Raw genomic sequence first — 25,353 nt, 5'->3', positions numbered from 1 at the left:
TGTGAGATTACCAATCCAACGAACTGTAATGAGACTACTTCTGTAATTGTCGTGGGCAAGTCAGTAATCAAAGCCCTAACAGAAAACACTCTTCCTGTTAACGGAAGCACTGGAGGAAAAACAGTATCATTAATAGATAATGTTACCTTAAACGGAAATTCAGCTATTATCAAAAATAGTAACGGAGGAATAATCCTGACAGTTGTAAAAGTTCCAACAGGATTAACGTTAAATTCGGACGGAACGGTAACAGTAAAACCAGGAACTCCAGTTGGAAATTATGAAATTGAATATACTATTTGCGAATATCTGAATCCTGACAATTGTGTTACTGTAAAAAGCTATGTTCCTGTGATAAGTGGATCTTTACAAGCCAATAATGATAATGCAGGAACTATAGATACTAGTAAAGGACAAAGTTCAACAACAAGTATATTTGATAATGATACCTTAAACGGATCAGCGGTTAAGCCTGCAGATGTTATTTTGACTACTATTGTTTCAAATCCTAATTTGATTTTAAAAGCAGATGGAACAATCGAAATAAAACCGGGAACACCAACTGGGAATTATGAATTGACGTATAGAATTTGTGAAGCCTTAAACGCATCTAATTGCAGTCAGGCAGTTGCTAAGATTTCGGTAGTAAATAATCCGCCGGTAACACCATTAATACAGCTTATTATTAACAATGATGGGCCAGTAAATGTTGACGGAATAAATGGATCTCTTGAGTTTATCAATGTTTTCGACAATGATTTATTAAAAGGTTTACCAGTAAACCCTATAGATGTGATTTTGAATGCGCCGCAAAATGCGTATTTCGAATTCAATCCGGACGGAACTGTAAATGTGAAACCAAATACTCCGGGAGGAAATTATACGATGACCTATCAGGTTTGCGAAAAAGCAAATCCAACCAATTGCGCATCGGCAACGTTAAGTGTTTTTGTAGAAGCTCCGGCTATTGCGATTATCAAAACAGCAGTGTTTAATGATGAAAACAATAACAAAGTTGCAGATGCAGGTGAAACCATTACCTATAAATTTAAAGTAACAAACACAGGTAACGTTCCTTTGGTTGGAGTTACGGTCTTAGATCCTTTACCGGGTGTTGCAGTTTCCGGACAAGCGATAAATTTAGGTGTAAACGAATCTGATGAGTATAATTTTACGGCTACCTATAAGATCACACAAAGTGATATCAATAAAGGAAGCGTAAGCAACCAGGCAAGTGTTCAGGCGAGAAGCAATAAAGGAGTTCTTGTAGATGACTTGTCAGATGATGAAAATAATACTGGAGATCAACCTACAGTCTTAGACTTAACTAGTTGTGTGATAAAAGTCTTTAATGCATTCTCTCCAAACGGAGACGAAAAAAATAAGAGATTCTATATTCAGGGATTAGAATGTTATCCGGATAATACGGTAGAAATTTATAACCGTTGGGGTGTTTTAGTTTATGATGTAGACAATTATAACAACGAAGACCGTGCTTTTGTAGGTTACTCTCAAGGACGTACAACAGTAAAACAATCTGAAGGATTGCCGGAAGGAACTTATTTCTATATTCTGAAATACAAAGACAGCGGTTCAAACTCGCACCAACTTTCAGGTTATTTATATATCAACAAGTAAAAAAACACAAGCGGCTTAGCTATTTGCCAAGCCGCTTTTAAAAGCCTTTTAAATGAAAAAGTTAGTTTTAATTTTCATGTTTTTCACCGTTGTGTGTTCAGCGCAGCAAGATTCTCAATACACACAATATATGTATAATACCATTACGATCAATCCGGCTTATGCGGGGTCTCGAGGTGTATTGAGTGTTTTTGGGTTATATCGTACACAATGGGTTGGGCTTGATGGCGCGCCGGAGACCAGTACGTTTTCGGTAAATACGCCTTTAAATAATAGCGATTTAGGACTTGGAGTTTCTTTAGTAAACGATAAAATTGGACCAATAAACGAAAACACGCTATCTGCCGATTTATCCTATACCGTTCCAACTTCTGAAACCTTCAAACTTTCCTTTGGAATAAAAGGGACAGCGAATCTTTTTAATTTAGATGTAAATAAATTAAGTTTTGAAGACCAGGGCGATCCTCAATTTCAGGATTTAAGGAATAAAATTTCGCCCAATATCGGGGCCGGTGTTTACTGGCATTCAGATAAAGCCTACGTAGGGGTATCTATTCCTAATTTTATCGAAACCAACAGATACAGTAATAATGATAATGCTATTTTCAAAGACAAAATAAATTACTATTTCATGGCAGGTTATGTTTTTGATATCGATTATTACGTCAAATTCAAACCGGCAGTGTTGACAAAAATGGTACAGGGAGCTCCTTTACAAGTCGATCTTTCGGGTAATTTTATGTTCAATGACAAATTTGTAGTAGGGCTTGCCTATCGCTGGAGTGCATCAGTAAGTGCATTGGCAGGTTTTCAGGTATCAGACGGTTTATATATAGGATATGGTTATGATCATGAAACAACCAATTTAAGAAAGTACAATTCCGGATCGCATGAAATTTTCCTGCGCTTTGAGTTTTTTAATAATTATAACAGAATTACATCTCCAAGATTCTTCTAAAAAGTAATACATGAAAATCAAAAACCTGAATTATACCGCTTTATTTTTACTCTTTTTTCTCAACACAATTGCACAAACATCAAGTATCAATTATGCCAATGATCAATACGAGAAGTATGCTTATGTAGATGCCATAAAAGTTTACGAAAGTGTTGCTGATAAAGGATATAAAGACGAAAAAATGTTTCAGCGTCTTGGTAATTCCTATTATTTTAACGGAGAATTGGTAAAAGCCCTAAAATGGTACCACGAATTGTTTGCCATGAACGAGCAGCAGGATCCTGAATATTTGTACCGATATGCACAATGTCTGAAATCTGACGGAAATTATGCAAAAGCAGATACGATTTTAGAAAAATTCAATCAAAAAATAACCACTGATAAAAGAGGTCTTTTGTTTGAGGCCAATAAAAATTACTTAGAAGAGATAAAATCCAATTCAGGAAGATTTGAAATTGCCGATGCAGGAATTAATTCTAAATTTTCGGATTACGGAAGCACTATTTATGATAATAAATTAGTCTTTACTTCGGCACGTGATACGGGCGGAATCGTAAAGAAAAATTTTAAATGGACAAACAGATCTTTTACTAATTTATATACTGCCGAATTAACTTCTGACGGAAGTATTGGTATTCCGCAGCGTTTTCAGAAAAAAGTAAATACAAAGTTCAATGAGTCAACGCCTGTTTTTACAAAAGACGGACGAACCATCTATTTTACCCGAAATAACTTTTTAGGAGGAAAAAGAGGAAGAGACCAGAATAAAGTTACTTTACTAAAATTATACAAAGCTAGTTTGGTTAACGGCGAATGGAAAAATATTGAAGAACTTCCGTTCAATAGTGATCAATATAGTGTAGCGCATCCTACTTTGAGCATCGATGAAAAAACACTGTATTTTGCATCAGATATGCCAGGAACGTTAGGACAATCAGATTTGTTTAAAGTGAAAATAAATGAGGACGGAACCTTTGGAAAACCCGAAAATTTAGGAGCAACTATAAATACCGAAGGAAGAGAAACCTTTCCTTTTATTTCCGAAGACAACGAACTTTATTTTGCAACTGACGGAAGACCCGGATTAGGCGGACTTGATATTTTTGTTTCTAAGATAAATAATGAAGGTTCTTTCGAACAAATTCAAAATGTTGGAGAACCAATAAATAGCAAACAAGACGATTTTGCTTTTATAATCGACAGTAAAAAAAGAAACGGATTTTTCTCTTCCAACAGAGAAAACGGCGTAGGATTCGATGATATTTATCGCTTTACTGAAAAACGGAAACTCAATTGCGAACAAGAACTAACGGGAACAATTACAGATGTAGAAACAAACGTAAGTCTTGCAGATACCAAAGTAACTTTGTTAGACGATAATTTTAATGCTGTAGCAGAAGTGGTTTCAGATGCAAAAGGGAATTATCTTTTTGCGAATGTAAATTGTGGTAAAAACTATTTTGTCAGAACAGCAAAAGCAGATTATGAAAGTAAAGAAACTCCAATAACAATTAAAAAATTATCTGGAAAAACAACTTTACTAATTCAGTTAGAAAAAAGGGTGAAATCAATAACGATAGGAACAGATTTGGCGAAAACACTCGATATTCCTATTATTTATTTCGATTTAGACAAAGCTGTTATTAAGAATAAATCTGCTTTTCAATTAGAAAAAATCATCGAAATATTAAAACAATATCCCGATCTGAAACTTGATATTCGTTCGCATACAGATAGCCGACAAACAGCAAAATACAATCAGATTCTATCTGAGAAAAGAGCAAAGGCAACGATGAAATGGTTAGTTGACAGAGGAATAAAACCTAACAGATTAACATCAAAAGGCTACGGAGAATCGCAACTGGTAAACCAATGTTCTGATGGCGTAAAATGCTCAGAAGAAGAACATCAGCAAAACAGACGAAGTGAGTTTGTGATTACCAATTTGTAAACAAACACAATAATAAAAAAATGACTTTTCTAGATTTAGAAAAGTCATTTTTATTTAGGGTAAATCTGCAAAGTACATATGTTAGCTTTTCTAAACTAATAGTTTTTATGATTTAAGAATCTTCAACAAGGATCTTATTAATTTCATCTAACAATTCAAATTCATCTAAAGGAAACATTTTCAATACAGTTTCTAAAATGAGAGAAACATTTATAGGAGTTTTGTTTGTTTCTGAAATTTTATGTTCCTCTTGATCCAATGTCAAAACGCACATTTTTAGCAGATTGGTAATGACGCAACCAAGTTCATAATAATGAGTTTGCGCTTTTTGAACTTCTGATTGATCGTCATCCGATTTTGCAGTATTGAAATACGGAGCAATTAATTTTCTGAGATTCTCTAATTTTTTAGTGTTGATTGTTTCCATCCTAGTGTATTTTTAGTTTGGTTGTTTTACATTTTTAATTTTCAAATTGGTATCAGAATTAATTACAATACTATTTCTAATCCATGATCTGTTTTTCATTTGTCAAATCTATTAAACTATAAAAAAAGATACTACGACATATATGTCATGTCTTAGATAATAGTGTGTTTTTATTTTTAAGTTACTGTTGGTTAATGGTTTATTTTTGTGAAAATGTCAAGATCGAGAAAAATTTTATGATAATATATTCTTACTTAAAGACATGTTTTTTAATTCATGCAATTACTGTTTTTTATTTATTATTTCTCACATACTATAGTATGTTAATGAAAGTTTTTTGTAAAAATCCGGTCAATAATTTATTTTTTGAAATTAAAAGAAGTCCCAGCGGGACGACATATTTATAGAAAATAATTATTTGCGCAATTGAACCCCATCGGGGTGAAATATTTATCGATTAAGAAATTCTATTTCGCTCCGCTGGAGCTTTATGTTAGGTCGTACTAAATGGCTATAAATATATTGCTCCGCTGGAGCATTCTAAATGTTGAGGAAAAAAAATATTTTTCTACCAAATATTTAATTTCTGCGAAATATTCCGCTAGGAATTCAATATTGGTAGATATCAAAATTACCCTGATAAAATATCCCATCGGGATTATACCACACAAAAAGCATCAATATTATCATTCCATCAATTTGTTCAAAATCTTTGTTTTATTTAGAATAAATCTGTAGATGGCTAAATTTCTGCGTTTTTCGTAATATAACCGTAAAATCCATTCATTTGTTTGAACTAATATTTCGGAAATACAAAATATTAGTTATTATGTTTAAAATGAATTAATTAAGTTTTAAAAAATCGATTTCGTTGTGCTGTGTATTCATTTTTTTCTAACTTTATAGATCTAAATTTTTTCAGATATGACTGTAAATCAAATACTAAACGCAAAAGGAAAAAATGTTTATTCAGTTCTTTCAACAACAACGGTTTATGAAGCCTTAAAAGTGATGGGAGAGAAAAACATAGGAGCTATTCTTGTCATTGACAATAATGATCTTAAAGGAATATTATCTGAAAGGGATTATGCCAGAAAAATTGTTTTAAAAGACAAATCTTCAAAAGAAACCCTTGTTCATGAAATTATGGAAAGCAATGTTTTTTCAGTAAACCTTTCAAATAATATCGAGGATTGTATGGAACTCATGAGTACCAAAAGAATCAGACATCTGCCGGTTCTGGAAGACGGAATTGTAGTAGGAATAATATCTATAAGCGATGTAGTAAAAGCGATTATAGAAATTCAGAAAGACACAATAAATCATTTAAACTCTTATATTTCTCAATAAAAGAAAATAATAAAAATATGCCTGATAAAATAGTCCAAATAATAAAGGACTATTTTTTTTGGAGGTAATAAATGTTATTTTGATAAAAGAAAATAATAAAAATACCCCAATTTAAGCCAAGACTTATATCTTTGTAAGCTAGAATAAAAGCTAAAATAAATGAACAAAGAGAGTAAAAGAAGAGAAGCGTTACTGTATCACTCAGAACCAACTCCAGGAAAAATTCAGGTAGTTCCAACAAAAAAATATGCAACCCAAAGAGACTTGTCTTTGGCTTATTCGCCGGGAGTTGCAGAACCATGTTTAGAAATTGCAGCAAACGTAGATGACGTTTACAAATATACAGCAAAAGGAAATTTAGTTGCCGTTATATCAAACGGTACAGCTGTTTTAGGGCTTGGGGATATTGGCCCGGAAGCTTCTAAACCAGTAATGGAAGGAAAAGGTTTATTGTTTAAAATATTCTCTGATATTGATGTTTTTGATATCGAAATTGGAACTAAGGATATTGAAGAATTTATTCAGACCGTAAAAAATATTGCTCCAACTTTTGGAGGAATTAATCTTGAAGACATCAAAGCACCTGAATCTTTCGAAATCGAAAGAAGACTGGTAGAAGAATTAGATATTCCGGTAATGCACGACGATCAGCACGGTACGGCAATTATCTCTTCGGCAGCTTTGATCAATGCACTTGAATTAGCAGGAAAAAAAGCAGAAGATGTAAAAGTAGTAGTTTCCGGTGCAGGATCTGCAGCAATCGCTTGTACAGATTTATATGTTTTGTTAGGCGTTAAAGTAGAAAATATTTTAATGTTTAATAGTAAAGGACTTTTAACAAAAGACAATCCTTCATTATCAGAATTGCAGTTGAAATATGCTGTAAACGGTCCAAAAATTGAATTGGCTGAAGCCGTAAAAGGGGCAGATGTTTTCATAGGATTATCATCAGGAGATATTCTTTCTGCAGAAATGTTATTAACAATGAAAGAGAATCCGATTGTTTTTGCAATGGCAAATCCAAATCCGGAAATCGATTATAACTTAGCTACAGAAACCCGTAAAGATGTCATTATGGCTACAGGGCGTTCAGATTTTCCTAATCAGGTAAACAACGTTCTTGGTTTTCCTTATATTTTTAGAGGAGCATTAGACGTTAGAGCGACAAAAATTAACGAAGCAATGAAAATGGCTGCCGTAAAAGCTTTGGCTATTTTGGCAAAAGAGCCAGTGCCGGAGCAGGTAAACGTTGCTTATGGAGCTATGAAGTTAGGTTTTGGTCAGGAATATATCATTCCTAAACCATTTGATCCAAGATTGATTACAGTTGTAGCGCCTGCAGTTGCAAAAGCAGCTATGGAATCCGGTGTTGCAAAAAATCCTATTACAGACTGGGCAGCTTATGAAGATGCACTTCGCGAACGTATGGGTAACGATAATAAAATGGTACGTTTGATCACGAATCGTGCTAAAATGGATCCAAAAAGAATCGTTTTTGCTGAAGCAGATCAGATAAATGTATTAAAAGCAGCACAAATTGTTCATGAAGACGGAATTGGTGTGCCAATTTTATTAGGAAATAAAGAAGTAATTTTAGAATTAAAAGCGGAATTAGGTTTTGATGCTGAACTACAAATCATTGATCCTAAAACGAATGAAGAAGAAGCAAGACGTAATAAATTTGCTACTTCATACTGGGAAACAAGAGAACGCAGAGGCGTATCATTACTTGATGCTCAGAAATACATGCGCGAAAGAAACTATTTCGCAGCCATGATGGTCAACGAAGGCGAAGCAGATGCTTTAGTTACAGGACATACAAGAAGTTATCCAACAGTTGTAAAACCAATGTTGCAATTGATCGAAAAAGCTCCGGGAGCTTCACTTGTTGCAACAGCAAACATGATGATGACTTCTCGTGGACCAATGTTCTTGTCAGATACGGCAATTAATATCAATCCATCAGCAGAAGATCTTATCAATATTGCAATCATGACTGCAAAAACAGCAAAAATGTTTGGTGTTGAGCCGGTTATTGCAATGGTTTCATTCTCGAATTTTGGTTCATCTACAAGTCAGAGTGCTTCAAAAGTAAGAGAAGCAGTGGCTTATTTGCATAAAAATCACCCGGAATTAATTGTTGACGGAGAAATCCAGGCAGATTTTGCTTTAAACCAGGAGATGCTCGCAGAGAAATTTCCTTTCTCTAAATTAGCCGGTAAAAAGGTAAATACCCTGATATTCCCTAATTTAGAATCAGCTAATATTACTTATAAACTATTAAAAGAGTTGTATAAAGTAAATTCTATTGGTCCAATTATGATGGGAATGGGTAAACCGGTTCACATTTTTCAATTAGGAGCAAGTGTTGAAGAAATGGTAAATATGGCAGCAATTGCAGTAATTGACGCTCAGGCGAAAGAAAATAAAAAAAATAAACTAGCGAAATAGTATAAAAGATAAGAGGCAAAGAATAATGTCGTATTTTTATTGCATTTTTGTTATATTTGGCCTTTATAAAAAATACTATGATAGCACAATTGCAAGGGAAATTAGTCGAAAAAAATCCTACTGACGTCATAATTGACTGTGGAGGTGTTGGGTATCAGGTAAATATATCTTTACATACCTTTTCGTTAATTCCCAATGCCGAAAATATAAAACTGTATACGCATCTTCTGATCAAGGAAGATGCGCATACTTTATTTGGTTTTGCTGAGAAATCAGAACGCGAAATATTCAGAATGTTATTATCTGTTTCGGGAATTGGAGCCAATATTGCCAGAACAATGTTATCTTCAATAGAACCCAGACAAATTATCAATGCGATTGCATCCGGAGATGTTGGTGTTATACAGTCGATTAAGGGTATTGGAAACAAAACCGCCCAAAGAGTTATACTAGATTTGAAGGAAAAAGTGTTAAAGTTGTACGATTTAGACGAAGTTTCAGTAGTTCAAAACAATACAAATCGAGATGAAGCGTTATCTGCTTTGGAAGTTTTAGGTTTTGTTAGAAAAACTTCAGAAAAAGTAGTGGAAAAAATAGTAAAAGAAGATCCCGAAGCTACTGTAGAAACAATCATTAAAAAAGCGTTAAAAAGCCTATAAACTCAATTTTATATCAAGAATTGTATGCGTAAAATTTGTATTTTTTTACTGTTTTTGTTTTGCGGTAATGTTTTGCGTGCGCAAGTAAATCCGGTAGTTAAAGATACAACCAAGACCGAATTCTCAGTTGGTAAAGTAGAGATCGACAATCCGCCAAGTATACTTTCTGCTTATCGATACGATCCCATTACAGATCGCTATATTTATACCAGCTCCGTTGATGGCTTTTCAATCAATTATCCTATTATATTAACCCCCAAAGAATACGAAGATTTAGTCTTGAAAGAATCCAGAAGAGATTACTTCAGGAAAAAATCAGACGCTATCGATGGTAAAAAAATAGGAAGCGATGCTGCAAAAAAAGATTTATTACCACGATACTATATTAATTCAAGTCTGTTTGAAAGTATTTTTGGGAGCAATACAATTGATGTAAAACCCACAGGATCAGTAGAGATGGACTTGGGTGTTCGATACACCAAACAAGATAATCCTTCTTTTTCTCCAAGAAACAGATCAAGCACAACTTTCGATTTTGATCAGCGAATCAGCATGAGTCTGATGGGAAAAGTAGGAACCAGATTAGAGGTAAATGCTAATTATGATACCCAGTCAACGTTTGCTTTTCAGAACTTGTTTAAACTGGCGTATACACCTTCTGAAGACGATATTATTCAGAAAGTAGAAGTGGGTAACGTGAGTATGCCATTAAACAGTACCCTTATTCGAGGTGCTCAAAGTTTATTTGGAGTCAAAACACAACTGCAATTTGGTAAGACCACAGTTACCGGAGTTTTCTCAGAACAGAAGTCACAAACAAAGAGTATAGTTGCAGAAGGTGGAGGAACGGTTCAGAACTTTGATTTGTATGCACTGGACTATGATAATGACAGGCACTTTTTCTTATCCCAATACTTTAGAAATAAATACGATGCTTCGTTAATTAAGTATCCATTTATCGACAGCCGTGTTCAGATCACAAGAATAGAAGTTTGGGTAACCAATAAACAAAATAGAGTAAGTACAAACAATAACAATTTACGTAATATTATTGCACTTCAGGATTTAGGTGAGGGGCAAGTTACAGGTATTCCCGATAATCAGGTTGTGGTTATTAGTTCTACAGCAGGTTTTTTTAATAACCCTATTGATTCGCCAACAGATAACAAAAACAATAAATACGATCCCGCTACAATTGGCCAGGCAGGAGCGTTCTTAAATTCGAATATTAGAGAAATTGTAACGGCAAAATCAGGATTTAATAATGCCAATACAAGCGAAGCCACGGATTATTCTGTTCTTGAAAATGCCAGAAAATTAACAACGAACGAATTTACTTTTAATGCACAATTAGGATACATCTCGTTGCAGCAGCGTTTGGCAAACGATGAGATTTTGGCAGTAGCCTTTGAATATACTGTAGGAGGTAAAGTGTATCAGGTTGGGGAATTTGGTAGTGATGGTGTTGATGGCACCGTAGTGACAGGGAATAATAATGCAAATCAGGCCATTATCACACAGAGTTTGGTTTTGAAAATGCTGAAAAGTAATTTGACAAATGTTCAGAATCCGGTTTGGAATCTGATGATGAAAAACGTTTATCAAATTCCTCAGGCGTATCAAATTAAACAAGATGACTTTAGATTAAACATACTTTATACAGACCCTTCGCCAATCAATTATATTAGTCCGGTTCAGGGAACTACATTTCCCACGAACCCAACACCTGACAATAAAGTCGATCAGACACCATTATTAAACGTGTTTAACTTAGACCGACTCAACTATAATAATGATCCGCAAACAGGCGGTGATGGTTTCTTCGATTATATTCCGGGTATAACAGTAGATGTTCAGAACGGGCGAATTATTTTTACGACCAAAGAACCTTTTGGAGAGCTTTTATTTAAAAAATTACAAAATGCAGGTTCAGGCGAAAACTACGATGATGCCAATTCATACAATGCCAATCAGCAGAAATATGTTTTTAGAAACATGTATAGAAACACACAATCCGGAGCTTTACAGGATAGTGACAAAAATAAATTCTTATTAAGAGGTAAGTATAAATCATCAGGAAGCAACGGTATTCCAATTGGGGCCTTCAATGTACCGCAGGGTTCTGTTGTGGTTATGGCTGCCGGAAGAAGATTGGTAGAAGGAATTGATTATAGTGTCGATTATCAATTAGGACGTGTTCAGATTTTAGATCCTTCGCTTCAGGCTTCGAATACACCAATTGAAGTTTCGTTAGAAAACAACTCCATTTTTGGTCAGCAAACCCGTAGGTTCATAGGTTTCAATATCGAGCATAAAATTTCGGATAATTTTGTTATTGGAGGTACTTATCTAAAAATGACAGAAAAACCATTTACTCAAAAATCGAGTTACGGGCAGGAATCTGTAAACAATACCATCTTTGGTTTCAATGGAAATTACTCTACAGAAGTGCCATTCTTTACCAGATTAGTAAATAAATTACCCAATATAGATACAGATGTTCCGTCGAACCTTTCGATCCGCGGAGAGGTGGCGTTTTTGAGACCGGATGCACCAAAAGCAAGTGATTTTGAAGGAGAAGCAACCATATATGTAGATGATTTCGAAGGTTCACAATCTACAATCGATATGCGCTCTGCCTATGCGTGGAGTTTAGCTTCGACACCATTTGTGAATTCTATCAATGACAATACTTTTAATGCCAATTCAAACACGTTAGAATACGGATATAAAAGAGCAAAATTATCCTGGTACACGATCGATCCAATATTTTATTCTTCAAAACCTTCTGGTATCTCCAATGATGATTTGTCATTAAATACGACAAGAAGAATTTACAGCAGAGAATTGTATCCTAACACAGATATTGCTCAGGGGCAGATTCAGGTAATCAATACATTGGATTTAACGTATTATCCATCTGACAGAGGACCATATAATAATAATCCAAATTTTAGCACGAACCCTGCAAATTCTAATTTTGGTGGAATCATGCGTGCTTTAAATTCAACTAATTTCGAGCAGGGAAATGTCGAATACATTCAGTTTTGGGTTTTAGATCCATACGTTGGTAATTCGCAGGCACCAACCGCTAATACAGGAAAAATATATTTTAACCTGGGTGAAATTTCCGAAGATGTATTAAAAGACGGAAGGAAACAATACGAAAACGGACTGGGACCAGGACAGATAATGGTAAATCCGCAACCGCTTTGGGGAGATGTTCCTGCATCGCAATCACTAATTTATGCGTTTGATACGAACGCCGAAAATCGTAGAAACCAAGATGTTGGTTTAGATGGTTTGCCAAGTTCAAAAGAAGGTACGATTTATACCAATTATGCCGGAGACAAAGATCCTGCGGCAGATGATTATACGTATTATTTAAATACGACCGGAGGAGTTCTGGATCGCTATAAAAATTATAACGGTACAGAAAATAACTCTGCGGTAAGTGTAGATGATCCTAATCGTGGTTCGACAACTTTGCCGGATGTAGAGGATATTAACCGTGACAATACAATGAGCACGATAAATGCTTATTATGAATACAGTATCGATGTAAAACCGGGAATGCAGGTAGGGCAAAATTTTATTACAGATATTCGTGAGGTGACTAATGTCGAATTGCCTAACGGATCGACTACAACAGCAAGATGGATTCAGTTTAAAATTCCGGTTTCACAGCCTCAAAATACAATTGGTAATATTACAGATTTCAGGTCTATCCGATTCATGCGTATGTTTATGACTGGTTTTAATGATCAAATGACAGTTCGTTTTGGAGCTTTAGATTTAGTAAGAGGAGAATGGAGAAGATACACAGGTTCATTAGACGCAAGTGATGTCAATCCGGATGACGATGGTACTGAATTTGATGTTTCAGCGGTTAATATTCAGGAAAACAGTACAAAATGTCCCGTAAATTATGTAATGCCGCCCGGAGTTCAAAGAGAGCAATTGTATAATAACAATACTATCATCAATCAGAATGAGCAGGCATTGGCAGTGCGTATTGGCGGGGCAGGTTTACAGTTTCAGGATTCAAGAGCTGTTTTCAAAAATGTAAGCGTTGACATGCGTCAGTACAAAAAATTAAAAATGTACCTGCACGCAGAATCTTTGCCTAATGAAAATAATTTGCAGGATGATGAAATGATTGGTTTTATTCGTTTTGGAAATGACTTTACACAAAACTTTTATCAGGTCGAAATTCCGTTAAAAGTAACCAGAACAGGAGGGTCTTGTGCGATAAGTGCAGATCAGGTCTGGATGGAAGATAATAATATTGATTTGGTTCTGGAATTACTGACCAGAATGAAAATTAAGGCCATGAGTATTGATATTAACTCTAATAAGCGAGACATCAACGGAATTTATTATCCGGATGATGATTTGAGTATAGGCGGAGGCGATGGCGATAGTAAGTTAAGATTAGGGATAAAAGGAAACCCTAACTTTGGTTTGGTTCGAAATTTAATGGTCGGTGTAAAAAGCAGGGCAGATCATAAAAGCATAAAAGGAGAGGTTTGGTTTAATGAGCTTCGTCTGGCAGACTTGGAAAATAAAGGAGGAATGGCAGCAATATTGAATGTTGATACCAATATGGCCGATTTTGCTACAGTTTCTGCTACAGGTAGAAAAAGTACGATAGGTTTTGGATCTTTAGAGCAAGGAGCCAACGAAAGAGACCGTGAAGATATTCAGCAGTATAACATTGTGACCAACCTTAATTTAGGTAAATTATTGCCTCCAAAGTGGGGTATCAACCTGCCTTTTAATTATGCAATTGGCGAAGAAGTAATTACACCTGAATACGATCCTTTTAATCAGGATATAAAACTGGATCAGTTATTAAGAGAAACTACAGATCCGGCAGAAAAAGAAAACATCAGAACACGTGCCGTTGATTATACAAAACGAAGAAGTATCAACTTTATCGGAGTAAGAAAAGACAGGGCGCCTGAGCAAAAACCACATGTTTACGATGTCGAAAACTTAACATTCTCACAATCGTATAATCAGGTAGAGCGACATGATTATGAAGTAGAAAGTTATCTGGACGAACAATCGAATACCGCTGTAAACTATGCGTATACTTTTCAGCCAAAAGAAGTAGTTCCTTTCAAACAAACCAAATTCATGAAAAAAAGTGATTATTGGAAATTGTTGAGTGATTTTAATTTTAATTACCTGCCGTCTAATATCTCTTTTAATACGAATATTTTAAGACAAAGTAACCGTCAGCAGTTTAGAGAAGTTGAAGTGCAGGGAATTGGTCTGGATCCTTTATACAGAAGAAATTTTGCTTTTAATTATCAATATGGTTTTGGTTATAATTTGACAAAATCATTAAAATTGAATTACACGGCAGCGTCAAATAATATTGTTCGAAACTTTTTGAATGATGATAATTCACCAAAAGAAGATTTTAATATCTGGGATGATTATTTAGATATCGGAACACCAAATCAGCACTTGCAGCAATTGGTGGTGAATTATGATATTCCAATTAATAAAATTCCGGTTTTTGGTTTTGTGAAAGCGTCTTATTCGTATACGGCTGATTATAGCTGGCAGCGTTCTTCGACCGCGTTCTCTGAATATGTAGATCCTAGCGGAAATCAGTTTGATTTAGGAAATACCATTCAGAATGCAAATTCGAATACGCTAACGACAACTTTTAGCATGAATACGCTGTATAAATATTTAGGACTGACACCTGGTGCAAAATCGGGAGCTAAACCTAAAGCAACAGCGCCACCTAAACCCGGAGAGAAAATTGTAAATACAGCAAAACCCGTTACAAGCAGTAGTCCGTTTTATGATGGCATGATCGGTATTCTGACCAGTATAAAAAACATTCAGGTAAATTATACTAAAAATAGCGGAACTGTTTTACCAGGTTATACACCAAGCGTTGGTTTCTTTGGAACATCAAGGCCAACATTAGGATTTATTTTTGGAAGTCAGGACGATGTACGTTACGAAGCTGCTAAAAGAGGATGGCTGACAGACTATCAGGATTTTAATCAAAGCTTTACTCAGGTGACCAACAAGCTTTTGAAAGTGACGGCGAACATTGATTTATTGCCTGATCTAAAGGTTGATTTGGCGATGGATCGTGCTTATTCTGAAAATTCATCAGAGCAGTTTAGTGTTGTCAATGGAGAATATATGCCTTTGTCTCCCTATACTTACGGAATGTTCTCGATTTCGACAGTTTTAATTAAAACGGCATTTTCTACCAGCAGTGCAACTGAGTCAGCAGCGTTTGATGATTTTAGAAACAATCGTTTGATTATTGCAGATCGTCTGGCTGCAGAGCATTATGGAGGAGCCGAGATTCCGAGATACGGAGATGTAAATAACCCGATTCCGGCAGAAACAGATCCTAATTATAAAATATATGTTGCGAATCAGGGATATCCAATAGGATTTACAAAAAGTAATCAGGCTGTTTTATTGCCTGCATTTTTGGCCGCTTATTCAGGAGGAAATGCATCAAGCAGTTCGACAGATATTTTTAAAAGCTTTCCTATTCCAAACTGGAGTGTAAAGTATAATGGTTTAATGCGCTATAAGTTTTTCAAAGATAAATTCAAGCGTTTTTCATTACAGCATAATTACAGGGCATCCTATACGATAAATCAATTCAGGTCTAATTTTGATTTTACTGAAAAACCGAACGGACAAGATGTAAATACCAATTTCTTTAATAAAACCATCATGTCGAATGTCAACCTGGTAGAGCAGTTCAGTCCGCTTATCAGAGTAGATTTTGAATTGAAAGGTTCTTTGAGGATCCTTACAGAGATCAAAAAAGACAGGGCCTTATCAATGAGTTTTGATAATAACCTGTTGACAGAAGTAAAAGGAATGGAGTATATAGTAGGAATGGGATATCGTTTCAAAGATGTTATTTTCTCGTCCAGATTAGCGGATAGTCCAACCGGAATTATAAAAAGTGATATCAATATCAAGGCTGATTTTTCGCTTAGAAAGAATGAAACCCTGGTGCGTTATTTAGATTATGATAACAATCAATTGGCAGCAGGGCAGAATATATGGGCGTTAAAGCTAACTGCGGATTATTCGTTTAGTAAAAATCTTACCGCAATATTTTATTACGATCATTCGTTCTCAAAAGCAGTAATTTCGACATCATTTCCGTTAACGAACATCAGGTCAGGATTTACACTTCGATATAATTTCGGAAATTAATTTTTTTAGTTTCTAAACGGGATTTCATTAGAAGATTGTTACATTTGTGGCTTAATTATTAAATTATCAATTTACAAATATAGTATTATGAGCATACCAGCAAATTTAAAGTACACAAAAGATCACGAATGGGTTAGCATCGAAGGAGATGTTGCAACTGTAGGAATTACTCATTTTGCACAAAAAGAGTTAGGAGATATCGTGTATGTTGAAGTAGAAACTTTAGATCAGACACTTGATAAAGATGAAGTTTTTGGAACAGTTGAAGCTGTAAAAACAGTATCTGATTTATTTTTGCCTTTAACAGGGGAAATTATTGCTTTTAATGAAAGCTTGGAAAGTGCACCTGAAACAGTAAATTCTGATCCTTACGGAGCTGGATGGATGATCAAAATAAAAATTGCAGATGCATCAGAAGTAGATGGTTTATTGTCTGATGAAGCTTACAAACAACTTATCGGTGCCTAAACAATTGTTATTACTCTGGGCTCTGATTTGTTCAGGAGTTATTACTTATTTTTGTCTAACAGATTCGAGTAATATCCCTACTGTAAGTTTTCCGAGCATAGATAAAATTGTACATTTTTGTTTCCATTTTGGATTTACAATTTCCTGGATTGTATTCTTTAAAAAAGAACTTAAAGGCAAAGCACCTGATGATTATAAAGCTTATTTGATTTCGTTTATATTTTCTGTTTTTTTTGGAATCACAATCGAAATTTTGCAAAGCGTTTTTACAATTTCAAGAGCTGCTGAAGTGACGGATATTTTAGCAAATGCACTGGGAGCTTTAGTTGGTGTTTTTACAGCAATAGCTTTTAAGAAGCAAATCGATAAAATATAAAAAAATAATTACCCACTTCGGTGGGTTTTTTATTGCTCTAAAATCAGGTTTTTGAAAGCCTGTTTTTTTTCTGAATTTAAAACGTATTTTTGTTACAATACTTAAAATTATGAATGTTAAGCAATATTTAGATTCCACCTACTTAAAAACTGCCTCGCAAGCCGGACTTTCGGAAGGAGAGAATAATACTGTAGTCAAAAATGCCATTGAAGAAGCGATCCGTGAAGGTTTTAAGCTAATTATGATCCGGCCTGAGTATGTAGCTTTAGCCAAAGAAATGATTGCTAAGGCAAAATCAACTTTGCTTATTGGTACCGTAATAGATTTTCCGGAAGGTAAGTCAAGTTTAGAAAGTAAAATCAAAGAAGCAAATCAAGCAATAGAAGATGGTGCAGACGATCTGGATTTTGTGTGCAATTATGAAGCTTTTAGAAATGGAGATATTGCTGTAGTAAAAGAGGAAATTTTAATTGGAACCCAAATTGGTCTGGCAAATAATAAAACTGTAAAATGGATTATTGAAGTAGCTGCTTTAGGTGATAAAGAAATTATTCAGCTTTCGGCATTGATAAAAAATGTTGTGATATCCAATTTTAAAGAAGAAGATTATGCTTCTGTTTTTGTAAAGTCATCGACCGGTTTTTATAAAACTGAAAACAATTTACCTAACGGAGCTACTTTATCAACTATAATAATGATGTTAGAAAATGCATCGCCTTTGCCGGTAAAAGCGGCCGGAGGAGTTCGCTCTTATGAAGATGCGGTAGAGATGATTCGTTTAGGTGTTAAACGCATCGGCACTTCTGCTGCCAAAGCCATTGCAAAAGGAGAAAATACCGCAAATGAATATTAAATAAAAACCTGTGTTTAGGTGATTAGGATTGTTGTTATAGATTTTGAAATTAATTTCTCACTGGATTAACGTAATTAAAATTTGTGGAAATTCGTGCAATTCGTGTTTATAATTGATTTGTAATATTTGTGTTTACACGTTAGCTTCCGGAAATGTTTTTTGAATAGTTGTTTTAATAAGATTTTTCGAAATAATTGTGTTAAAGATTTGCAAGACCTCATTTTATAAAGGTTTTATTGAAAAAAATCTAATTTTATAGGTCCGTATTCTACAATCTAATTTGTACATTTGCACCACTTAAAAAAAACATACAAACAAATACCGTATTGAACGCTACTAAAAATACATTTTCAATAAAATCAATTTTCAACGATTTCAAAGAGATTACAAAGGCTGGTTTAGCGATCAGTGTGTTGTTTTCTTCAATTGCGGGTTATTTGTTAGGTGTAAATGCTGAAAATCCTTTTAAATGGAGTGTTTTAGTGATTTTAATGATTGGTGGTTATTGTATGGTTGGTGCTTCGAATGCTTTTAATCAGGTAATCGAAAAAGATATCGATTTATTGATGGATCGTACCAAAAACCGTCCAGTTCCTTCCGGGCGTATGTCTCCAAAAGTTGCTTTGTTTGTAGCCAGTTTGCTTACGATTATCGGTATTGCATTGTTGTATACCATCAATGCAAAATCAGCAATGTTTGCAGCGATTTCAATATTTTTATATACAAGTATTTATACGCCTTTAAAAACAGTAACTTCGTTATCGGTTTTTGTAGGTGCTTTTCCGGGAGCAATTCCGTTTATGTTGGGCTGGGTTGCGGCAACCGGAGAATTTGGTATCGAGGCAGGAACGCTTTTTCTGATTCAGTTTTTCTGGCAGTTCCCGCATTTTTGGGCAATAGGCTGGTTTTTGTATGATGATTATGCAAAAGCAGGAATCTTTATGCTGCCAACAGGAAAAAAAGACAGAAAGACAGCTTTGCAGATTATTTTATATACGGTTTGGCTTATCATAGCTTCATTATTGCCTTCTTTAGGATTTACAGGGCAGTTGTTTATTACGCCAATTGCAGCTATTATAGTGTTTTTGTTAGGATTGTGGATGTTGTTTTATGCAGTACGTTTGTATCAGTTAAGAACAGCAAAAGCAGCGAGAACATTAATGCTGGTAAGCGTTTCGTATATTTCGTTACTGCAAATAGTATTTATAGTGGATAAATTTTTAAGATAGTTATGGAAATGACAATGACAATGACACAAGGAGAAGAGCAATTAAGGAAAGCAAAATCAGCTAAATTGATTTTGTTGTTTGCAATGGTAAGCATGACAATGATGTTTGCCGGACTTACAAGCGCATTTGTAGTAAGTAAATCCAGAGCCGACTGGTTGAAGAATTTTGAATTACCAACTGCTTTTTATTATAGTACAGCAGTAATTATAGGTTGCAGTGTGACTTTTTATCTGGCAAAAAAAGCCATTCAAAAAGACAATAGAGCGGCAACAACAGCGTTCCTTTTAGGAACGTTAGCTTTAGGTGTTTTATTTATAGTTTTACAGTTTGCAGGTTTTGGGCAAATCGTAAAAAGCGGTTATTATTTTACAGGAGAAGGTAGTTCAATTACTACAACTTTTCTTTACGTAGTTACCGTAACTCACTTATTACACTTGGCCGGAGGGTTAATTTCACTTTTAATTATAATTTATAATCATTTTAAACAAAAATACGATTCGACTCAAACTCTTGGTATAGAACTAGGTGCGATGTATTGGCACTTTTTGGATTTATTATGGGTATATTTATTTTTATTTTTATATTTCTTTAAATAAGAAAAAAACGTAAATTTGGGAACTTTTTAACGAATATCTTTTATGGAAGCGACAGTTACTACTGCAAACAACGAAAAAACTTGGGGAGGCGGACATGATGTCCAGCCATTAGGAGCAAGTTATGGTAAAATGATGATGTGGTTTTTTATCGTATCGGATGCCTTGACATTCTCTGGATTTTTAGCGGCATATGGTTTTTCAAGATTTAAATTTATTGAAACCTGGCCTTTGGCTGATGAAGTGTTTACTCACTTCCCATTTATGCACGGTGTTTCGGCTCCGATGTACTATGTAGCCTTAATGACTTTTATTTTGATTTTTTCATCTGTAACAATGGTTTTAGCTGTTGATGCCGGTCATCAATTAAAGAAAACAAAGGTGGCAATCTATATGTTCTTGACTATTATTGGAGGTATTATTTTCGTTGGTTCTCAAGCATGGGAATGGAAAAACTTCATTAAAGGAGAATATGGAGCAGTTGAGACAGTAGGAGGAAGCTTATTGCAGTTTGTTGATAAAGATGGTAAAAGAGTAGCTCTTGCAGATTTTGCTGTAAGATTGCCAAACCAACCGGAAGAACTTACAAGAGCAAAAGCAAAATGGTTTATGGAAAGTGCTGAAACAGTACCAACATATTCAGTTGCTGATATTCAGGCTGGTTTTAAAGCACATCCTGAATTATTAATAAGAACTGAGCACCTTACAGCTGAAAAGAAAAAAACAGTTTTATCTAGAGAAGAATCTGAAGCGCGTTTAAATACTGCAAAATATGTGGTAGAAGGAGCGAACTTAACAAGAAACGAATACGGAAGTAAATTGTTTGCTGATTTCTTTTTCTTTATTACAGGATTCCACGGTTTTCACGTAATTTCAGGAATTATCATTAACATCATTATTTTCTTTAATGTGTTATTAGGTACTTATGAGAAAAGAAGAAGCTACGAAATGGTAGAGAAAGTTGGTTTATACTGGCACTTTGTCGATTTAGTTTGGGTATTTGTATTTACAGTTTTCTACTTAGTTTAATTTTAGATTTTAATTATTATGTCACACGAACACGTATCAAATACAAAAAGAATCTGGTTTGTTTTTGGATTGCTATCAGCAGTAACTACAGTAGAAGTTATCCTTGGTATTATAAAACCAGCATCATTAGAATTTACTCATTTTATAGGTTTGAATTTGTTGAACTGGATATTTTATATCCTGACAATATTCAAAGCTTATTATATAGTATGGGCATTTATGCACATGGAAGGTGAAAAAAGCAGTCTTAGATGGTCAGTTGTTTCACCAGTTATTTTCCTAGTTTTATATTTATTGTTTATTCTGTTGACAGAAGGACATTATATTTATGGGGTTTTTAAAGATTCTACTATTAAATGGAATTTTTAACATGATATTAATTCGAAAAGAGGCTCCGTTTAACGGAGCTTTTTTTATTTTTGTACCTCAATAATTTCCGTTAATACAATGAAAAAAAATATAGTTCTCTTTGTACTTTTTGTTTTGCCAATTGTAGCTTATTTGTTTTTTGCTTCAGGTGTAAATAGTTTTACTAAACTTCCAACAATCACTCCTAAAATTGCCGACCTTGGCGATTGGAAATCCCTTAAAGGAGAAAAAGTAACTTTAAATAATAAAATTACAATTCTTGGTTTTTCAGGAAGTGAGATTTTAAAAAACAGAGGAAATTTTTTCAATCTAAACGAGAAAATCTATCAGCGTTATAATGGTTTTACAGATTTGCAATTTGTAGTAGTGTGCCCTTTAGGAACTGAAAAAGATGCAGAGAAAATTGTAGAATCATTGGGTGCTTTTACAGATGTTTCAGGCTGGCATTTTGTTTTTGCCTCTCCTGAAGAAATTAAGGTATTTTACGATCAATTGCATTTAAAAGGCAAGTTAGACCAGAACCTTGGCACTTCGAATGTTTACATCGTAGATAAAGAGCGAAATTTAAGAGGGAGAAAAGATAAGGACGAATACAAGGAAGGATATAATACTTTTCATCCGTCTGAGTTGAGCAACGAAATGCTGGATGATTTTAAGATCATTCTATACGAATATCGTGCAGCCCTGAAAAAGAATCACAACGCAACAAAAGAACTTTAATCTTCATATATTATGTTTAAAAATAAATCATATATCGGAATTTCGTTTATTATTTTAATCTTCGGAATTTATGCAGTGCCTAAAATTGTAGACAGAATAAAAAATGGTGAAGTTGTTAAAGGAAATCGTCTGGATAATGTAGGATTGAAAGATTCGAAAGCAGATGCAAAACTAATAACAATTGGTCCGGCTCCTAAATTTGATTTGACAAATCAGGATAATATCAAAGTTTCGAATGATACGTATAAAGGTAAAGTGTATGTTTTGGAGTTCTTCTTTACAACATGCCCGTCAATTTGCCCCAAGATGAATTTGAGCATGCTGGAGATTGAGAAAACTTTTTTCGGTAATCCAAATTTCGGAATTGTATCAATTACGATCGATCCTAAACATGATACTCCCCAGGTTTTAAAAGATCACGCTAAATTATTAGGCGTAAAATCGTCTAACTGGAATTTTCTAACAGGTGATAAAGCGACTATTATGGATTTATCAAACAAAGGTTTTAATCTTTATGCCGGCGAAAATGAAAAAGTAAGCGGTGGTTTTGAGCATTCAGGTTTGTTTGCTCTGATTGATAAAGATGGAAATATTCGTTGTAGAAAAGATGAATTCGGAAATCCGAACATCTACTATGACGGACTGGACAAAAAAGGAGTTAGAGATATTCAGGAAGATATTAAAATATTATTAGCAGAATAGAAATGGAAGATCATTCATTAGAAAAAAAATACAGCAAACTTATTGTTGCAGTTTCAATTATAATTCCGGTGGTTGTAGCAATCTTATTCGGAATTAAATTAAAAGATTTTGGGATTAATGTAGAGCCGCTTTCGTTCTTGCCGCCAATTTATGCTACAACAAATGGTATTACCGCTATAGTTTTAGTTGGGGCTGTAATTGCTGTTAAAAACGGGAAACTAAAGCTTCACGAGCGTTTAATGACTTTTGCTATTGCATTGTCAGTTGCGTTCTTAGTAATGTATGTGGCGTATCATATGACTGCAGATTCTACTAAATTTGGTGGAGAAGGCGTAATACGATATGTTTATTTCTTCATTTTAGTAACTCATATTTTATTGTCTATTGCTATTATCCCATTGGTACTAATAACATATGTAAGAGCACTTGCAAAACGTTTTGACAGACATAAAAAAATTGCTAAAATAACTTTTCCGCTTTGGTTGTATGTCGCGGTTACAGGTGTTGTAGTGTACTTAATGATTTCTCCTTATTATGTTTAAAATGGAAAATAGAATAAAGAATAAAGAAAATAGAAATGCAAATGGAAGTGGACTTGTGAATTTTTTCTCAACGAAATGCTTCTATGTTGTTTTCTCTATTTTCTTTTCTCTGAGTGCAAACGCTCAGTGTGCCATGTGTCGTGCGGCGCTTGGAGGAGATTCGAATGTAAAAAAAGCAGAAGCAGTAAATAATGGAATCGTTTATTTGATGGTAATTCCTTATTTGCTTGTTGCCGTGATAGGATATTTGATTTATAGAATGTATCAGTCAAAAAAGAAAAAAGCAGAATAATTTTATTCTGCTTTTTTTTTTTTGTTCTATTTCAATCCGTCAACAGAAACATTCACAGTTCCGTTTATTTTTATAAAGGCGATAATCGCCTGATTGGTCAATTGAATTTTATCAAACTGAATGTCTTCCATTTTTCCATTAACAAAAACACCGGGCATTGGAGAATAGTTTTTAAGATAAGCAGCCATACTTTTTTTGCCTTCCTCTAAATTGGCTTGTATTGAGTAACGACAGCTTTCTTCCATTTTTCTTAAGATGTAACCTTGGCCAAGCCAGCTTGCAGTTCTCATTAATTTGCTTTTTGTATCTAGAACATAATCCAGTTTTTCAAAATAAATTTCTTTCGTCTGAGGATTGTATTGCGGAAAACCGTTCAGATAAAGTGTTCCGTTGATAGATCCCAAAACGTCAAGTGCAATTACCATTTTGCCGTTTTTATGCCAGATCGATACGTTTTTTACTGTTACTTTTTTACTTCCTGATCCAAATTCCTGTCCGGCAAAATTTTTGGTCATAATTTTCGAAGCCTCCATATAAGTTGAGATTGCTGCAATATTAGCTGAAATCTGATTTGGAATTTTCGTGACAGGTTTCAATACAATTTTGCTGGCATTAAATTTAGATTCCGGTTGTTTGCCTATGATCGTTTCCATATTGCATTTCATCCCCATATCCAATAAAAACAAATCGTTTTTAAGCTTCGCATTTGTAGAATAAATTTCAACAGGTACAATTCTTAACCAGCTTTCATATGTATCACTCATCTGGAAAGGCGTACAGATTTTTTCTAAAGCGGATAAAACATTCGGTTTAAAATCCATAGATTTCTCGATCGCTTCATCTATTTTTTTTTCAATTTTAGATTTAAAAATAGAAATCGCCGGATTTACAAGATAAGTTATTGGTAGATTTTTTCCAAGAACAAGCATAGTTGGGCTTTCACTCCAGTCTAATGACTTAAAAGCGGTTTTAGTGTTTAATTTCCAGTTTGTTAGTGCTATTTCACTTGATAGCGTAATTACACCGTTCAGGTTAAACTCTCTTACATTATAAAGTTCAACACCCAATTGTTTGGTACCAATTCGATATTTGATTGTTGCTTTTAATGGTAAAATTGTTTTTATTTTTTTATCCGGACTGGCTGGGTCATTTTGAATTTTTATAGGCGCCTGTTTCCAGATTTTCATTTCGATGTCATCATCCTCAATGTTATTATCCTCATAAATCAAACCATTCAATAAAGAATTAGTCTGGTATTCGATATCGCTAAGTTTTACCGTTATGGGTAAGTTGATAAATGAAGGATTTGCTTCGTAGACTAATGGACTTGCATCGTCCGGTTCCGGTTTTAAGGTTTCTAATTTTTGTGATGTAGAACAACTGGTTACTGCTGTAAGTACCGTAAATAAAGAGATAATTGAAAAAAACTTCATTGTTAAGATTGTTTTAGTGCTGTAAAATTAAGAAAACAATTATATTATCTTAAAAAAGTGTAACATTTGATAAGGAAACGAGTCTTATT

General features: G+C 34.3%; 20 protein-coding genes. 18 read left to right on the top strand and 2 right to left on the bottom strand.

Annotation, left to right across the window (positions count from 1 at the left end; all coding sequences use genetic code 11):
• The 3 genes from B0A67_RS22130 to B0A67_RS22120 form a co-directional block, all read left to right on the top strand.
• Nucleotides 1-1,638: T9SS type B sorting domain-containing protein (locus tag B0A67_RS22130; protein ID WP_123887459.1), on the top strand; the 1,638-nt coding region annotated here is incomplete at its 5' end.
• A 52-nt stretch (nt 1,639-1,690) separates the two neighbouring features.
• Entirely contained in the window at nt 1,691-2,596 is a 906-nt protein-coding gene (locus B0A67_RS22125; protein ID WP_072961443.1) for a PorP/SprF family type IX secretion system membrane protein, read from the top strand.
• Between the two features lie 10 nt (nt 2,597-2,606).
• On the top strand, nt 2,607-4,547 hold the full coding sequence (locus tag B0A67_RS22120; RefSeq protein WP_072961439.1) for an OmpA family protein: 1,941 nt from the start codon (nt 2,607-2,609) through the stop codon (nt 4,545-4,547).
• Between the two features lie 112 nt (nt 4,548-4,659).
• On the opposite strand, the gene B0A67_RS22115 is transcribed toward B0A67_RS22120, so the two are convergent.
• Complete coding sequence (locus tag B0A67_RS22115; protein ID WP_072961436.1) at nt 4,660-4,974, bottom strand: hypothetical protein; 315 nt, start codon at nt 4,972-4,974, stop codon at nt 4,660-4,662.
• A gap of 924 nt (nt 4,975-5,898) precedes the next feature.
• On the opposite strand from B0A67_RS22115, the gene B0A67_RS22110 reads away from it, so the two are divergent.
• The 15 genes from B0A67_RS22110 to B0A67_RS22040 all read left to right on the top strand — a co-directional run bounded on the left by B0A67_RS22110 (nt 5,899) and on the right by B0A67_RS22040 (nt 23,831).
• The gene (locus B0A67_RS22110; RefSeq protein ID WP_072961432.1) at nt 5,899-6,324 is read left to right on the top strand and encodes a CBS domain-containing protein; all 426 of its coding nucleotides are present in this window, start codon (nt 5,899-5,901) and stop codon (nt 6,322-6,324) included.
• 159 nt (nt 6,325-6,483) lie between these two features.
• Nucleotides 6,484-8,775, top strand: a complete 2,292-nt coding sequence (locus B0A67_RS22105) for an NADP-dependent malic enzyme (RefSeq protein ID WP_072961429.1) — start codon at nt 6,484-6,486, stop codon at nt 8,773-8,775.
• A gap of 77 nt (nt 8,776-8,852) precedes the next feature.
• Entirely contained in the window at nt 8,853-9,434 is a 582-nt protein-coding gene (gene ruvA / locus B0A67_RS22100) for a Holliday junction branch migration protein RuvA (RefSeq protein ID WP_072961426.1), read from the top strand.
• A 24-nt stretch (nt 9,435-9,458) separates the two neighbouring features.
• The gene (gene sov, locus B0A67_RS22095) at nt 9,459-16,658 is read left to right on the top strand and encodes a T9SS outer membrane translocon Sov/SprA (protein ID WP_072961422.1); all 7,200 of its coding nucleotides are present in this window, start codon (nt 9,459-9,461) and stop codon (nt 16,656-16,658) included.
• 87 nt (nt 16,659-16,745) lie between these two features.
• Entirely contained in the window at nt 16,746-17,126 is a 381-nt protein-coding gene (gene gcvH, locus B0A67_RS22090) for a glycine cleavage system protein GcvH (RefSeq protein WP_072961417.1), read from the top strand.
• Between the two features lie 4 nt (nt 17,127-17,130).
• The gene (locus tag B0A67_RS22085; RefSeq protein ID WP_242671005.1) at nt 17,131-17,502 is read left to right on the top strand and encodes a VanZ family protein; all 372 of its coding nucleotides are present in this window, start codon (nt 17,131-17,133) and stop codon (nt 17,500-17,502) included.
• Between the two features lie 109 nt (nt 17,503-17,611).
• Nucleotides 17,612-18,355: a deoxyribose-phosphate aldolase gene (gene deoC / locus B0A67_RS22080; protein WP_084074571.1), complete on the top strand. Its 744-nt coding sequence runs from the start codon at nt 17,612-17,614 to the stop codon at nt 18,353-18,355.
• Between the two features lie 326 nt (nt 18,356-18,681).
• Nucleotides 18,682-19,584, top strand: a complete 903-nt coding sequence (gene cyoE / locus B0A67_RS22075) for a heme o synthase (RefSeq protein WP_072961412.1) — start codon at nt 18,682-18,684, stop codon at nt 19,582-19,584.
• Nucleotides 19,585-19,592: 8 nt separating this feature from the next.
• Nucleotides 19,593-20,180, top strand: coding sequence for a cytochrome c oxidase subunit 3 (locus tag B0A67_RS22070; RefSeq protein ID WP_072961475.1), 588 nt, complete (start codon nt 19,593-19,595; stop codon nt 20,178-20,180).
• Between the two features lie 42 nt (nt 20,181-20,222).
• Nucleotides 20,223-21,206: a cytochrome c oxidase subunit 3 gene (locus B0A67_RS22065; RefSeq protein WP_072961408.1), complete on the top strand. Its 984-nt coding sequence runs from the start codon at nt 20,223-20,225 to the stop codon at nt 21,204-21,206.
• Between the two features lie 18 nt (nt 21,207-21,224).
• Nucleotides 21,225-21,575 carry a cytochrome C oxidase subunit IV family protein gene (locus tag B0A67_RS22060; RefSeq protein ID WP_072961405.1) on the top strand — a complete coding sequence of 117 codons (351 nt, stop codon included), beginning with the start codon at nt 21,225-21,227 and terminating at the stop codon, nt 21,573-21,575.
• A 78-nt stretch (nt 21,576-21,653) separates the two neighbouring features.
• On the top strand, nt 21,654-22,295 hold the full coding sequence (locus B0A67_RS22055) for a hypothetical protein (protein ID WP_072961401.1): 642 nt from the start codon (nt 21,654-21,656) through the stop codon (nt 22,293-22,295).
• Nucleotides 22,296-22,307: 12 nt separating this feature from the next.
• On the top strand, nt 22,308-22,997 hold the full coding sequence (locus tag B0A67_RS22050) for an SCO family protein (protein ID WP_072961398.1): 690 nt from the start codon (nt 22,308-22,310) through the stop codon (nt 22,995-22,997).
• 2 nt (nt 22,998-22,999) lie between these two features.
• Complete coding sequence (locus tag B0A67_RS22045; protein WP_072961395.1) at nt 23,000-23,539, top strand: DUF420 domain-containing protein; 540 nt, start codon at nt 23,000-23,002, stop codon at nt 23,537-23,539.
• Nucleotides 23,532-23,831: a hypothetical protein gene (locus B0A67_RS22040; protein WP_072961392.1), complete on the top strand. Its 300-nt coding sequence runs from the start codon at nt 23,532-23,534 to the stop codon at nt 23,829-23,831. The genes B0A67_RS22045 and B0A67_RS22040 overlap by 8 nt, the downstream gene beginning before the upstream one ends.
• Before the next feature lie 26 nt (nt 23,832-23,857).
• Here the strand turns inward: B0A67_RS22040 and B0A67_RS22035 are convergent, their stop codons facing one another.
• Nucleotides 23,858-25,264, bottom strand: a complete 1,407-nt coding sequence (locus tag B0A67_RS22035; RefSeq protein ID WP_072961389.1) for a DUF4403 family protein — start codon at nt 25,262-25,264, stop codon at nt 23,858-23,860.
• Nucleotides 25,265-25,353: the final 89 nt, after the last annotated feature.

Source organism: Flavobacterium aquidurense, assembly GCF_002217195.1.
In the GTDB taxonomy this organism is placed as follows: domain Bacteria; phylum Bacteroidota; class Bacteroidia; order Flavobacteriales; family Flavobacteriaceae; genus Flavobacterium; species Flavobacterium frigidimaris.
This window is presented reverse-complemented; position numbering and strand designations above follow the sequence as displayed.